Below are 14,157 nucleotides of genomic sequence, written 5' to 3' on the forward strand. Positions count from 1 at the left end.
TTAGATTTAATCTGTTGTAGCACTTGCTCAATTTGTTCAGCAAATTCTATTTTGAGTGTATTCATCGACTCACCGACCACATCCATGGTCAAAATCGCAACACCGTCATCACGCACTGCTAAACTGAAGGCGCTTGAGGCTGAGGGCTCTTTTTGTACTTTATTTTCATCGCTCATTGGGGTGCTCCTTATTCAGTTTCAACAATCATTGCGGCGGCTAATCCACCTGCTGCGCAGGCCGTTAATAAACCGGTACCGCCGCCACGGCGATTTAATTCATTTAACATTTGGGTGATCATGCGGGTACCTGTCGCCGCAAAAGGATGGCCATAAGCCAGTGAGCTACCCATGACATTAAATTTATCCATGTCCACTTCACCAGTCGCTTTGTTTCGCCCTAGTTTTTCTTGAGCGAATTTATCACTGGCAAACATTTTTAAATTCGCTAAGGTTTGCGCGGCAAAGGCTTCGTGCATTTCAATTAAAGTCAGGTCTTGCAAGGTCATGCCTGCGCGATCGAGCGCCATAGGTGTAGCATAAGATGGTCCCATTAACATATCTTCCCAGACATCAATGGCTGCCCAAGCGTAGCTTTTTAAGTAACCCAGTGGTTTATAACCTAACGCTTTGGCTTTACTTTCCGTCATCATAATAATGGCGGATGCACCATCCGTAAGAGGGGTGGCATTAGCGGCAGTTACCGTACCGTGTTTTTTATCAAACACCGGGCGTAACTTGGCGTAGCCTTCTAAATTAGAATCAAAACGTACATTGTTATCACGCTCTAATGCCCCTTTAAAAGGTTCGGCATAGGCTGTCATCACTTCGTTAGCAAGCTTACCCTCATTCCAACTTTTTGCCGCTAAGGTATGTGAACGATGAGCCAAGGCATCTTGCGCCTGACGGCTAATCTGATGGGTTTTAGCCATTTGTTCAGCGGTTTGGCCCATGGACAAGCCAGTCGAATATTCCGCCACAGCAGGTGGCACAGGGAAAAGATCTTTTATACCGAGCTTTTTGAGTACCTGAAATTTTTGTCCGAGAGTTTTAGTTTTTGTAAGGTCAGTTAACGCACGGGCTAAATTTTTTGATACACCAATAGGCGACACAGAGGTGGAATCAGCACCTCCGGCAATACCGACACTAATATTACCGGCCATCATAGATTCAGCGATACTGACGGTGGATTGAAAACTAGTGGCACAAGCACGGGAAACGCTAAAGGCATCGGTATGGACATTCATGCCCGTACCCAGCACTATTTCTCGAGCAATATTGGGTGCTTCAGGCATTTGTACAACTTGCCCATAAACCAATTGTTCAATCTCCAATGCAGCTAGGTTGTGACGAACTAACATCTCATTCACCACCATTTTACCCAAATCTACCGCCGGCACGCCGTGAAAGTAGCTTGCCATTTTAGCAAAGGGGGTACGTAAACCAGCGACAATCGCGATACGATCGCCTTGTCTGGTGGTGAGATTTTGCTTTGCTGCCATATTCTGCCTCTTCATATTTAGTGGTCCGACCTGTTAAAGTGCGAAGGATTGTACAGGGATAATTTTTTTTGTTCAAGTTGGCTCCATAGCCACTCATGATAGGTCATTAATAAATCTATGTAATGTTCGCTAGCGAGTGCTTAAGTGTAGTCAACATTTTCCCAGATAAAATTTAAGCTATTGATAAACAAACCTAAGCGACCAACCAAGCTGATAAGAAAAATGATGGGGGAATAGAACTTTGTAACATTGTTTTTCTGAAGGGGAACCCTATATAGGATAGCATTGTCAGTGCAATACACTTGATCCTTGAAACTGCTCATTTGTTGGCTGCATTCATCCACCGCCGTGCCATTTCAAGGATAAAAGGCATACCTTTACTGATACAAGTTAACTTTTGATTTAAATTCCCTGGTAAGAAGGAAGTAAAAACCACCATGGCACGTACTCAATTTTCGCAATTACAAACTTACTTAGACAGTCAAGTTGTGGGCCAAACAACCCTGACCCAAAACATCTTGTTAGCATTATTGGCTGATGGCCATTTATTAGTTGAAGGTCCTCCTGGCTTGGCAAAAACCCGAGCGGTTAACGCGCTGGCTAAAGGTGTCGAAGGTGATTTTCATCGTGTGCAGTTTACCCCCGACTTATTGCCCGCTGATTTAACCGGTACTGATATTTACCGTCCTGAAAACGGTAGTTTTGTGTTTCAACAAGGTCCTTTATTTCATAACTTAATATTGGCCGATGAAATCAACCGTGCACCCGCCAAGGTGCAATCCGCCTTACTAGAAGCCATGGCCGAGCGGCAGATTACCGTAGGTAACAAGACCTATGCCTTGCCCGAATTATTTTTGGTAATGGCCACCCAAAACCCCATCGAGCAAGAAGGAACCTACCCTCTGCCCGAAGCTCAATTAGATCGCTTTTTAATGCATTTAGAGATTGATTATCCTGGTGCTGAAACCGAGTTGGAAATCTTACGTTTAACTCGCAACGAAGCTATGCATGCTAATAAAGTCGAGCCTCCTAATCTCACCCAAGCCGATATTTTTAAAGCTCGCCAAGACTTGTTAAAAATCCATCTGGATGAAGGCCTCGAAAAATATTTAGTGCAATTGATTATTGCCACTCGTGAGCCTGAGCGTTTTGATGCTGACTTGGCGAACTGGATTGAATTTGGTGCCAGCCCACGCGCCACTATCGCCTTGGACAAATGTGTTCGTGCACACGCTTGGCTGATGGGACGGGATTTTGTCGGCCCTGATAATATTCAGGCGGTATTTCATAATGTCCTACGCCATCGCTTGATACTCAGTTACGAAGCTGAGGCCGAAGGCATCAATCGTAACCAAGTCTTAGATAAAATCTTACAGTTAGTGGCTGTTCCTTAGTATCTGAAAAGTAAAAGGAATATCTATGTCTGAAATAGAAAGCTGGTTAAGCAGCCATCATAGCGATGGCGTTAATCTAGGCATCAAAGAGCTGATTTATTATCAGGGTAAAACCAGTTTGGTTAATCTGTCACCGCGTAAAACGGTGCAGGCTAAACTCGCCGGAGCCTATCTGGCTAAAACCAAAGGCCGTGGTATGGAGTTTGATGAAGCTCGCCATTATCAGGCCGGTGATGACATTCGGGCTATTGATTGGCGTGTCACGGCTCGCACCGGTAAAACCCATACTAAAATTTATCGCGAAGAAAAAGAGCGGCCGGTTTTTGTCTTAGCCGACTTATCTTCAAGCATGCAGTTTGGCACTCAGTTGATGTTTAAATCGGTGCAGGCTGCCCATTTAGCCGCACTACTAGCATGGGCTGCACGTAAACGGGGTGATCGTATTGGGGGGCTTATTTTCAATCAGCATCAGCATATTGAATGTAAACCTTTCACTCGGCAAAAAGCAGTTTTATCGCTACTGAATAGCCTGATAAAAGTACAGTCGCAAGCCATACAAAACAACAGTGAGCCAACTAAGTTGACACCTGTAGGCCACAAAAAAGTCACTTTGGCCGATGCGTGTGCACGATTACGACGCTTAGCTCACCCCGGCAGTTTAATTTTTATACTCAGTGATTTTAAACAGCTCGACGAGTTGGCTCAGCAACATATTGCCCAGCTCAGTAAACATTGTGAAATTGTTGCTTATCCCATTAGTGATCCTTTTGAGCATCAGTTGCCTAAAGTCAGAACCAGCCAACGTGTAGCCTTAACCGATGGCATGGATCAGCAACAAATCATGTTGGGTGAAAAAGCCACAGAATCCCGTTACAGCGAGCAGCACCAAGCGTATTTTTCTCAGATTGAGCACACCCTCAAGCAATGCAAAGCCCAGGTGATCAACATCAGCAGTGGTGTACCGCTAGAACAACAGTTAAACCCGTTTTCCCGGATGTCTAAATGAACCCTTTAGCCGACTTAAAAGATATTCATATTCCAAACAGTTTGGGTTGGTGGCCACCTGCTTATGGATGGTGGTTATTAACCCTGATTGTTTTAAGTTTAGTGATTTGGCTGCTTATCTTCAGCATCAAACGTTACCAATACAATCAACCAAAACGCCAAGCACATGCAGCTTTAGCCGCCATCACTCAGGACAGCCCTAATTGGCCCATTGAGCTCAATAGTTTGCTCAAACGTTTGGTGCAAACCTACCAACCAAACTTAGCCATTCAATCCTTGTTTGGTGATAGGTGGCTCGACTTTTTGACGCAGGCGCTAGCAACCAACAAACAGAGCGAATTTAAACCCAAAATGCAGCATTTTCAGCAAGCTCTCTATCAAGCCCAACCTGCAAAACAACTTGATTTTGCCGAGTCACAAGCCTTAATCGCAAACTGGATTAAAGACGCCAAACTTACTGGCAAACAGTCTGGCCAGCGTTTTTCACAGTGGTCTGCATCCAATACAGCACAAGGAGGCAGTGATGTTTGAGTTTGCCTGGATTTGGGTATTACTCGCCCTGCCCTTGCCCTTGTTGTGTTATTTATTACCACCTCGTGGCGAACAACAAACAGCAGCCCTTAAAATTCCTCAGCTTATTCAGGGTTTAGAGGCTACGAGTCAGCGCAAAACCACTAATAAATTCAGATTAATTATCGCCATTGTGGCGTGGATTGCTTTAGTGCTGGCCGCTGCCAGACCCGAGTGGTTGGGCGAGCCTGTGAGCATACCCGCCGAAGGACGGGATCTAATGATAGCCGTGGATTTATCAGGCAGCATGAAAATTGATGATATGGAAGTAAATGGCCGTCAAGTTGACCGCCTTAAAATGATCAAATATGTACTCAGTGATTTTATCGAACGCCGAGTGGGTGACCGCCTAGGCTTGATCTTGTTCGCTGATACCGCCTATTTACAAGCACCTTTGACTTACGACAGAGATACCGTCAATCAACTACTCAATGAATCTTTAATAGGTTTAGTCGGTGAGCAAACCGCTATTGGTGATGCAATTGGCTTGGCAATAAAACGTTTTAACGAGCGCGAAGAATCCAACAAAGTATTAGTACTACTAACCGATGGACAAAATACTGCAGGTAACATTACCCCCGAACAGGCCAACGAATTGGCTATTAATAATGATGTGACGATCTACACCATAGGGGTTGGCGCCGACAAAATGCTGGTTCAAAGCTTTTTTGGCAATCGCCAAATCAACCCTTCACAAGAACTCGACGAAGACATGTTAACGAAAATTGCGACGTCCACTGGCGGGCAGTATTTCCGAGCTCGAGATGTTGAATCGCTACAAAAGATCTACGCGACCTTAGACGAATTAGAGCCGATAGCTCGAGAAAGTCGCCAAATGCGCCCCTTACAAGCCTTGTATTATTATCCTTTGGCGTTAGCTCTGGTTTTGTCAGCTCTATTAGGACTTTATCAACTGCTCGCGGCCGCAGGTTTACTTAATTTCAGCTCAAGAGGTAAGGTATGAACGACTTACTAACAACTTTTGCTGAATTTCATTTTATACGGCCTCAGTGGCTGTGGGCCATATTGCCACTACTCGTATTAGGTGGCTTGTTAGCCTATCTCAATAAACAACAGTCAGGTTGGCAATCGGTACTCGCTGGACATTTGTACAAACACATTGTCAGTCACGCGGGAGGTAAAAAACTACGTAAACCTTTGGGCTTACTGACCTTAGGTTGGATAATCGCCACATTAGCGTTAGCCGGACCGACTTGGCAGCGTTTGCCCCAACCTGTGTTTCAATTACACAGCGGTAAGGTGGTATTGCTGGATATGTCCATGTCGATGCGCGCTACCGATATCAAACCTAACCGTCTAACCCGGGCTAAATACAAAGCGATCGATTTGGTGAAACAAATAGCCGAAGGTGAAACGGGTTTAGTGGCCTACGCAGGAGATGCGTTTACTATTAGTCCGCTTAGCTCTGACGGACAAAACCTAACCACTCTGATCCCAAGTTTAAGCCCTGAAATCATGCCAATTGCGGGCAGTGAACCGGCCTTAGGTTTACAAGCCGCCATCGCCTTATTACAAAACGCCAATTATCCCCAAGGGGAGATTTTTTGGATCACCGATGGTATTGATAATCTACAAATGAAAGAAATGAGTGAGTTGCTTAATGCCTCACCTTATCGCTTGTCGATATTGGCAGTAGGTACAGAAGAAGGCGCGCCGATCCAAATGCAAAATGGCGAATTACTTAAAGACAATAGCGGTTCTATCGTCTTACCCAAGTTAACTCCGAGTAATTTAAAAACCTTAGCCAGACAAGGGGCAGGACGTTATGCCCCCATGCAAGCGGATAACAGTGATATCGAGTATCTCGTTGACCAAAGTACTTTAGGCACTGACGAACAACAAGCTGATGAAGCGGATAACAATTTTGGTGATAAATGGCAGGAAATGGGACCTTATTTATTACTGTTTTTATTACCTTTTGCCGCCTACAGCTTTAGACGCGGATTACTTGGTGTGGTGCTCTTAAGTTTACTCTTGCCAATTTATACACCTGAGGCCAGTGCAAGCACCTTGCAAGACTCAGTGCAAGAGGCCTGGCAGAACATGTGGCACACCAAGGATCAACAAGGTTTAGCCGCGTTTGAAAAACAACAGTTTGATGAAGCTGCCCAAAAGTTTGACGACCCTTTGTGGCAAGGCTCAGCCCTGTATAAAAATCAAGATTATGAAAATGCACTAAAAGCATTTAACAAAGTGGATAGTGCCCAAGGTCGCTACAATCAGGCCAATACCCTCGCCCAACTCGGAAAATTGCCTGAGGCCATTAAAAAGTACGACGAAGTATTAAAGCAGCAACCTGATAACGAAGACGCCAAGGCTAACAAAGCCTTAGTTGAAAAACTGTTAGAACAGCAAAAGTCTGAACAACAAAAATCCGATCAAAACCAGCAGCAGGATAGCGATCAGCAACAAGAAAGTGATGAGCAGCAAGAGCAACAGGATCAAGAGGGTGATCAATCTGAGCAACAAAACTCAGATCAGCAACAGCAGCAACAAAATGACTCACAAGGAGACTCTTCAGAACAAGAGCAAAGTGAACAAGACAAACAACAGCAACAAGCTGAGGCCGAACAAGAGCAGTCTGAGGAGCAACAAGAACAAGCTGCAGAAGACAAAGAAGCTCAGGAGGGTGAAGAAGGTGAACAGGAAGCTCAAGCCCAGCAAATGCAGGAAAAAGAACTAACAGACGAAGAAAAAGAACAAATGCAACGTATGCAAAACTTGTTAAATAAGGTCCCTGACGACCCCGCGTTTTTATTAAAACGCAAAATGCAGATAGAAGCCCAACAACGTAAACGTGAAAGAGCCCCCGGCAATTTACAGAGGAACTGGTAACAGTGAGAGCAATAACAACCTTACTTTTTAGCTTCAGCTTATTATTGAGTGTAAGTGGCAGTGTATTCGCACAACCAAGCGAAGTAACCGCCGTTGTCGACAAAAACCCGGTGATGGTAGACGAGTCTTTTAATCTTACGATAACGGCAAATGATGATGTGGATCGTTCAGCCTTTGATCCTTCGGTATTAATGCAGGATTTTGTAGTGGGCAGAACTTCTGTTAGCTCACAAACCCAAATGATTAACTTTAATACAACCCGCACCACTATCTGGAGTACGGTGTTAATTCCCCGTAAGCCAGGTCGTTTTACCATCCCCGCTTTTACCGTTGATGGCCAGCAAACACAACCAATAGCCTTGATGGTGGTGCCAGTGTCGGCGGCGAATTCGGGCCAGAGCCGTGATATCTACATCACCACTGAACTTGATGTCGACCAAGCCTATTTGCAACAACAACTGCGTTATACCGTTAAGTTGTATTTAGCTAAAGATTTGCAACGTGGCAGTTTGGCCAATCCAACCTTAGTCAATGCAGATATTCGGCAGATAGGTAAAGATAAAGAATATAACGAGATTGTTGAAGGTCGCCGTTATCGCATCATTGAGCGTAATTTTGCGATTATTCCTCAGCAAAGTGGCACCTTCACCATTGAAGGCCCCTTGTTTGAAGGCGAAGTGGTCGATAATAGCCGTCAGAGTTTTGGCTTTTTTAATCGCAGTACCCCAGTTAATCGAGTTGGGCCAAATCAACAAATCAACATACTACCCATCCCCACTAATTATGCACAACATTGGTTGCCCAGTGACTTTGTGCAACTTAATGAAGAATGGCAAGGCGACACGAGCCAATACCATGTTGGTGAACCCATCACCCGCACTTTAACCTTAACCGCTATTGGTGTGGTTGAAGAACAACTGCCCGCCATTAATAGCCAATATCCGGCCAATGTAAAAACCTATCCCGATCAAGCCGAAAGTACCACGGTAGAAAAAGACAATACTTTGGTGGCCCAACGCAAAGAATCAGTGGCGATTATTCCTGGTGAAGCAGGCACGTTAGTGATACCAGAAGTGCGTATTCCTTGGTTTAATATTCTGACTAAAAAAACTGAATATACGGTTTTACCCGAAAAAACCTTGCAAATTTTACCCGCACTAAACCAAGCAACGCCGCCCCTACCCACGTTGCCAGTGCAAAATACTGGCTTAGCACCTTCTACGCAAACCAGCAAAAGTACGGATCTCGTTATTGCACCCAATCAAGCAACGGATAAGATTTGGCTTTGGATTAGCGCGGTATTAGGTATGTTATGGTTACTTACATTAGCATTGTGGTACTGGCACAGTCGCAAATATAAAACTGTCAGTCCCAAAACTGCGTCTAGTACTATGCGCACAGCAAGTTCCATCAGTGAGCAACATAAACAACTGACTAACGCCTTAGCCAACTCTGATAGCCGTGTTATTCAAACACTGTTACCAGTGGTACTAGCAGATCTTTGTGGTAAGCCAGGGTTGAGTTTGTCGCAAGCCCTGCATGTATTGCAGGATGAGTCACTCACTCAAGAAGTCAATCGCATGTTGGCAGCCCAATACAGTAGTACTCCCAAAGAGTGGAATGCCAAACAGCTTGCAACTTTATTGCAAGTTCACTTGAGTAAAACCAACTCAAAACAGAATCAGGCTTTACAGTTAAAACCACTCTACCCTAGCAAAACCTAAATCCTTGCTCCCCAACTGAATGTGTCATCGTCATCAAACGAAGACACATTCAGTTGGGTTGATGCGCGTAAAAAATCAAATTAGCGTCATTTATAACAATCCCTCATACTAACCAACAGAACGAATATTACGTTTTATGCTGTTTAACTAAGGTTGAGTAAAAGTCGTAATACGTAAAAAGTGGATAAATTATGTTTTCGCGAAAGCAAATACAAACTGCCTCGGTCTCTAGCACCATGACAGATAAAAACAAACGTTATGAAACCTTAGTATTGGCCCTACATGCCGATATTTTTCGTTATGCCTATTGGTTAGTCAGAGATAAAGCCGTGGCCGAAGACATAGTGCAAGAAACCTTTTTAAGAGCATGGAAATCATTAGATTCGCTTAATGACGAAAAAGCCGCCAAGTCTTGGTTAATCACTATTTTACGCCGAGAAAACGCCCGTCGTTTTGAACGCAAACAATTTGACTTAGTCGATATTGATGATGTCGCCGTAATCGACGAACAACACAGTAACGAAACAGAAATCGAACACCGGGAATTGAGAGTCATTTTGGCCTCCCTGAGTGAAGAATACCGAGAGCCCCTAATGCTACAAATCGTAATGGGTTATTCAGGCGATGAGATAGCCGAACAACTCAACTTAAATAAAAACACCGTCATGACACGTTTATTCAGAGCCCGTAATCAAGTGAAAGAAGCCTTAGACAAAGCCAATGAAAACAGAGGTCGCAAAAATGGATGATCTGGAATTTCGTCGGGCCTTGTTAGCCGACCCTAAATCGACTGATACCCAAGTACTTGATGCCATTGCCAGCGATCCTAAAAAACTGGCTTTTAGTAATGAGCTTAAGCAATTAAACCAAAAAATGCTTGAAGCCAGCCAAATCAAAGTGCCTGATGGACTCGCCCATCGTTTGTTGCTGCGCCAAAGTATGGCCCAGCATACACAACGTCGCAGCCGCCGCAAATATATGCAATTTGCCATGGCTGCTTCAATTGCCATGGTATTTGGTTTAAGTTTTGTCTTTTGGCAACAACCATCAAATAGCCTGAGTTTATCTGAACACGCCATCGCCCATGTCATTATGGAAGGCAATTATGCGCTGGGTGCCAATGAAGATATTACGATGCAGCAAGTTAACCTTAAATTAGCCCGTTTTGGAGGCGAGTTTACGAGCCAAGTTAGCCAAGTGTATTACGCCAATTACTGTGATTTTAACAATGTAAAAAGTCTACATTTAGTGATGCAGGGCGAGTCTGGTAAAGTTAGTGTATTTATCGTGCCCCACGAACAAGCATTTAAAGCCGACAATCTCACTGAAGGTAAATGGAACAGCCAAAGCTTTGACTTTAGCACCGCCAGTTTAGTGGTCGTCAGCGAAGCGCCTGCGGATGCCAGTAGTATGAAAGAAAAACTAGTCAAGAGTTTGATATTTTCGGCATAAAGAGGATTGTAGCGACAAGCTTCGAGCGGCGAACGATTATCGCTACGCGCAGAGCGTGCGCTACACTGACCCAAAATGGCCAACGGCCACTAAAATCAGGCACTGCGTGCACTAAAATATGTGCTGCGCACATCAAGATTATCGCTTTGCGACAAAGCATGATTTGGGTCGCAAAGCGATAAAAAATTCACACCCTATTTTTAAAATCGATACCACATAGTAATGTGTTCTATACCGCCATCATCATAACTATCTCCCTCAGCCACAAAACCCAAACCTTGATAAAATGCTTGAGCTGCAAGTTGCGAGGATAAACTGATCGGCATGCCAGCATGCTGAGTCTGAATGTCAGTTATTATCTCCTGCATAAGCTGCTTACCTAGACCTTTACTTCTAGCCTCAACAGCCAAGACTACGCGTTCAATTTTCACTTGATTTATCAAATCGCAAAAACGATAACGGGCATAAGCCATTAGCTTTACATCGGTTTGCACTGACGCCCAGCACAAAAAATGTATGGCTTCCCCATCCATATCATCTAAATCTGGATAAATACTTTGTTGTTCAATAATAAACACATCTTGGCGTAACTTAGCCACTTGATAAAACTGGCTAAGACTCAGCTCCGTAAAAGACATTTTCTGAATATTATATGTTGATGTGGGTAGTGTATTTTTCATTCTGTTGCTAGCATGTTAAAAAAGTCGAAAGTTGCTGTATTGGTTGTCATCAAGCACCTACTAATCGACCCTACATTAGAGACTATTCATGGATTACTCAATTTTTATCTCCTTGGCCTTATATTTTATCGTGGTATTAGGCATAGGTTTATATTCCTTTAAACAATCCAATACGGATGTAGCAGGTTATATGTTAGGTGGGCGCAGTTTAAGCCCCAAAGTTACCGCATTATCAGCAGGCGCTTCGGATATGAGCGGTTGGATGTTGATGGGTTTACCCGGTGCCATTTATATCTCGGGGATGTCGAGTGCGTGGATTGCCATTGGTTTAACCATAGGTGCGTTTTTCAACTATGTTTTAGTGGCTCCACGTCTGCGGGTTTATACCGAATACGCCAATAACGCCATTACCATCCCCGATTATTTTGAAAATCGCTTTAACGATAAAAGCCACATACTCAGACTGCTATCGTCCATCGTTATCATCATATTTTTTGCACTCTATACCTCATCTGGCGTGGTGGCAGGCGGTAAATTGTTTGAATCCTCTTTTGGTTTAAGTTACGAACTGGGTCTATATATCACCGCTGGTGTGGTGGTAGCTTATACCCTATTTGGCGGATTTCTGGCCGTGAGCATTACCGACTTTGTGCAAGGTTGTATTATGTTTGTGGCACTCATATTAGTACCGGTAGTGGTGTTATTTGAACTAGGTGGAATCAGCGCTGCTACGGCGCAGTTTGCTGACATGCCTTTTAATTATTTAGATATGTTCACCGATGCCTCTAACGGTTCAACCTTAAGCGTGATTGCGATCATCTCTTTATTATCTTGGGGACTCGGTTATTTTGGCCAGCCCCACATCATAGTACGTTTTATGGCGATTCGTTCAGTCAAAGATATCAAAACCGCACGCCGTATAGGTATGAGCTGGATGGTCGTGACTATCATTGGTGCTTTGGGTACAGGCTTGTTGGGATTTGCCTATGTAAAAAGCCAAGGTGCTGACCTGCACGATCCTGAAACCATTTTTATCTATTTATCCAATGTACTGTTTCATCCGCTAATCAGTGGCTTTTTACTCGCCGCCATTTTAGCTGCCATTATGAGTACTATTTCGTCGCAATTATTAGTGACCTCGAGTTCTTTGACCGGTGATATCTATCAGTTGTTTGTGCGTCGTGATGCCAGTCAAAAAGAGTTAGTCTTAGTAGGCAGGATCTGTGTAGCCTTAGTGGCCATTGTCGCCATTATGCTCGCATATAACCGCGATAATTCAATTTTGAGTATCGTCAGTAATGCCTGGGCTGGTTTTGGCGCGGCTTTTGGCCCCGTGGTATTAATTAGTTTGTTTTGGTCAAAAATGACTCGCTTATCGGCCATTGCAGGTATGTTGACAGGTACGTTAACCGTGTTATTTTGGATTTATGCCCCAGTGACCATCAATGGACTAAGCTTGAGTCAGTGGCTCTATGAAATTGTCCCTGGCTTTTTGGTCTGTAGTGTTACAATAGTGATTGTGAGTTTGTTAACACAACAACGCGATATGTTAGTTATTGACACTTTTGAGCGAGTTAATCAGGAATTCAGCACAAGGAACTGAGCTAATATTATTTAGTCATTTCAGTAATTTTACTAATAAGACGCAGCTAAGAGGTATGTAATTTGAGTTTTTATGCGGCACGCCAGCCAATACTAAACAAAGACAAAACATTATTTGCTTACGAGCTATTATTCAGACAAAGTCTTGATAATGTCTTTCCAAATATCAATGATAACGAGGCAACAGCTAAACTGATTGAGGGTTTGCAATTCAATTTAGGTTTAGAAACGCTGACTGATGGTACTCTCGCTTTTATTAATTTTACCCATGACTCTTTGTTGGATGGTTATCCCCTTATGCTGCCCAAAGAGCAAATCGTGGTGGAGATTTTAGAAACCGCCAAACCTGGTAAGAAGTTGCTACAGGCCTGTATAGAACTGAAAGAGAAAGGTTACATAATTGCCCTAGATGACTATGAACACCAGCCTTTATGGCGGCTCTTTTTTCCCTATATCGACATCATTAAAATTGATTATCAAATTTCTAGCCATGAGCAAATTCAGCAGATTATTGAAGAAGCAAAAGCATTTCCTCATATTAAGTTGTTAGCAGAAAAAATCGAAACCTATGCTGAGTTTGAACAAGCCTTGGAAATTGGCTGTGAATACTTTCAGGGTTATTTTTTCAGCAAACCAGAAGTGATCAAATCCATTGCTTTTAAACCATCACAAATATCTGTAGTTAATTTGATGGGCGAGGTATACAAGGCGGAGCCAAGCATTGCCAAAATAACCGCAACGTTTGAAGGTGACGTTGAGTTATCGTTTAAAATGCTGCGTTATGCTCAATCGCCTGCTTTCAAACGTGCTAAAAAAATTGAAACCATCAAACAAGCCATAGTTATGTTTGGCTTGACTGAATTAAAACGTTTTATATCACTATTATTTACTGCGCAATTTAGTCAAGGAAAACCCCAAGAGTTAACCATCATGGCCTTAACTCGCGCACGTTTTTGTGAAAACATGATGGCGATGAATACCTCTGCATCAGAGCCTTCTTCGGCTTTTTTAATTGGTCTATTATCACTGCTTGATGCCATGGTTGACGCTAACATTGTCGAACTGTTGGATAAGCTGCCAATCTCGGACGAGATGAAAAATGTATTAATAAGCAAACAAGGTGAATCAGCTCATTATTTAGAACTGTGTGAATTTTTTGAATTAGCACAGTGGCAAGAAGCAGACGAGCTTTGTGAACGTCACGCTTATCCAGTGGAGCGCTCATTAGAGCACTTTCAACAAGCCGTATTATGGGCTTCAGAACGCATAAAAATGCTCTAAGCCCTTATAGAAAAGGAATGTCTGCCACAACGCCATTCATGCTGATACCATATTGGTATATTCAATAAATAGTTGGTTTTATACGAATTAAGCAT

12 protein-coding genes are annotated in these 14,157 nt (G+C 43.4%); 10 read left to right on the plus strand and 2 right to left on the minus strand.

The genetic code is table 11. From position 1 onward, the window contains the following. Positions 1-187: 187 nt before the first annotated feature. Complete coding sequence (gene fadI / locus AX660_RS05070; protein WP_068373445.1) at positions 188-1,498, minus strand: acetyl-CoA C-acyltransferase FadI; 1,311 nt, start codon at positions 1,496-1,498, stop codon at positions 188-190. 437 nt (positions 1,499-1,935) lie between these two features. Here fadI and AX660_RS05075 point away from each other — a divergent pair, with 437 nt between their 5' ends. The 8 genes from AX660_RS05075 (at position 1,936) to AX660_RS05110 (ending at position 10,499) form a co-directional block, all read left to right on the plus strand. Beyond that, on the plus strand, positions 1,936-2,892 hold the full coding sequence (locus tag AX660_RS05075) for an AAA family ATPase (protein WP_068373448.1): 957 nt from the start codon (positions 1,936-1,938) through the stop codon (positions 2,890-2,892). A 25-nt stretch (positions 2,893-2,917) separates the two neighbouring features. Then, entirely contained in the window at positions 2,918-3,898 is a 981-nt protein-coding gene (locus AX660_RS05080; protein WP_068373451.1) for a DUF58 domain-containing protein, read from the plus strand. Continuing rightward, entirely contained in the window at positions 3,895-4,428 is a 534-nt protein-coding gene (locus AX660_RS05085; RefSeq protein WP_068373454.1) for a DUF4381 domain-containing protein, read from the plus strand. The genes AX660_RS05080 and AX660_RS05085 overlap by 4 nt, the downstream gene beginning before the upstream one ends. Further along, positions 4,421-5,431 (plus strand): vWA domain-containing protein, encoded by a 1,011-nt coding sequence (locus tag AX660_RS05090; protein WP_068373457.1) that lies wholly within the window; start codon positions 4,421-4,423, stop codon positions 5,429-5,431. The genes AX660_RS05085 and AX660_RS05090 overlap by 8 nt, the downstream gene beginning before the upstream one ends. After that, positions 5,428-7,323, plus strand: coding sequence for a vWA domain-containing protein (locus tag AX660_RS05095; protein ID WP_068373460.1), 1,896 nt, complete (start codon positions 5,428-5,430; stop codon positions 7,321-7,323). The genes AX660_RS05090 and AX660_RS05095 overlap by 4 nt, the downstream gene beginning before the upstream one ends. Before the next feature lie 2 nt (positions 7,324-7,325). Beyond that, entirely contained in the window at positions 7,326-9,047 is a 1,722-nt protein-coding gene (locus AX660_RS05100) for a BatD family protein (RefSeq protein ID WP_068373462.1), read from the plus strand. 191 nt (positions 9,048-9,238) lie between these two features. Further along, positions 9,239-9,796, plus strand: coding sequence for a sigma-70 family RNA polymerase sigma factor (locus AX660_RS05105; RefSeq protein ID WP_068373465.1), 558 nt, complete (start codon positions 9,239-9,241; stop codon positions 9,794-9,796). After that, positions 9,768-10,499 (plus strand): DUF3379 family protein, encoded by a 732-nt coding sequence (locus AX660_RS05110; RefSeq protein ID WP_235594656.1) that lies wholly within the window; start codon positions 9,768-9,770, stop codon positions 10,497-10,499. Before AX660_RS05105 ends, AX660_RS05110 begins: the two co-directional genes overlap by 29 nt. 200 nt (positions 10,500-10,699) lie before the next feature. Here AX660_RS05110 and AX660_RS05115 read toward each other — a convergent pair whose 3' ends face one another. Then, a complete protein-coding gene (locus AX660_RS05115) occupies positions 10,700-11,179 on the minus strand; it encodes a GNAT family N-acetyltransferase (RefSeq protein ID WP_235594657.1) in 480 nt (159 codons plus the stop codon). Between the two features lie 88 nt (positions 11,180-11,267). Between AX660_RS05115 and putP the strand changes: the two genes are divergently transcribed. Continuing rightward, entirely contained in the window at positions 11,268-12,782 is a 1,515-nt protein-coding gene (putP, locus tag AX660_RS05120; protein WP_068373470.1) for a sodium/proline symporter PutP, read from the plus strand. Between the two features lie 62 nt (positions 12,783-12,844). Then, the gene (locus tag AX660_RS05125; protein ID WP_068373472.1) at positions 12,845-14,062 is read left to right on the plus strand and encodes an EAL and HDOD domain-containing protein; all 1,218 of its coding nucleotides are present in this window, start codon (positions 12,845-12,847) and stop codon (positions 14,060-14,062) included. The last annotated feature ends 95 nt before the right edge of the window (positions 14,063-14,157 follow it).

This window comes from Paraglaciecola hydrolytica (assembly GCF_001565895.1).
Taxonomy (GTDB): Bacteria; Pseudomonadota; Gammaproteobacteria; order Enterobacterales; family Alteromonadaceae; genus Paraglaciecola; species Paraglaciecola hydrolytica.

Excerpts from the sequence above, each read along its gene's own strand:
- fadI (WP_068373445.1), bottom strand. The coding sequence starts at position 1,498 with ATGGCAGCAAAGCAAAATCTCACCACCAGACAAGGCGATCGTATCGCG.
- AX660_RS05075 (WP_068373448.1), top strand. The coding sequence starts at position 1,936 with ATGGCACGTACTCAATTTTCGCAATTACAAACTTACTTAGACAGTCAA.
- AX660_RS05080 (WP_068373451.1), top strand. The coding sequence starts at position 2,918 with ATGTCTGAAATAGAAAGCTGGTTAAGCAGCCATCATAGCGATGGCGTT.
- AX660_RS05085 (WP_068373454.1), top strand. The coding sequence starts at position 3,895 with ATGAACCCTTTAGCCGACTTAAAAGATATTCATATTCCAAACAGTTTG.
- AX660_RS05090 (WP_068373457.1), top strand. The coding sequence starts at position 4,421 with ATGTTTGAGTTTGCCTGGATTTGGGTATTACTCGCCCTGCCCTTGCCC.
- AX660_RS05095 (WP_068373460.1), top strand. The coding sequence starts at position 5,428 with ATGAACGACTTACTAACAACTTTTGCTGAATTTCATTTTATACGGCCT.
- AX660_RS05105 (WP_068373465.1), top strand. The coding sequence starts at position 9,239 with ATGTTTTCGCGAAAGCAAATACAAACTGCCTCGGTCTCTAGCACCATG.
- AX660_RS05110 (WP_235594656.1), top strand. The coding sequence starts at position 9,768 with ATGAAAACAGAGGTCGCAAAAATGGATGATCTGGAATTTCGTCGGGCC.
- AX660_RS05115 (WP_235594657.1), bottom strand. The coding sequence starts at position 11,179 with ATGAAAAATACACTACCCACATCAACATATAATATTCAGAAAATGTCT.
- putP (WP_068373470.1), top strand. The coding sequence starts at position 11,268 with ATGGATTACTCAATTTTTATCTCCTTGGCCTTATATTTTATCGTGGTA.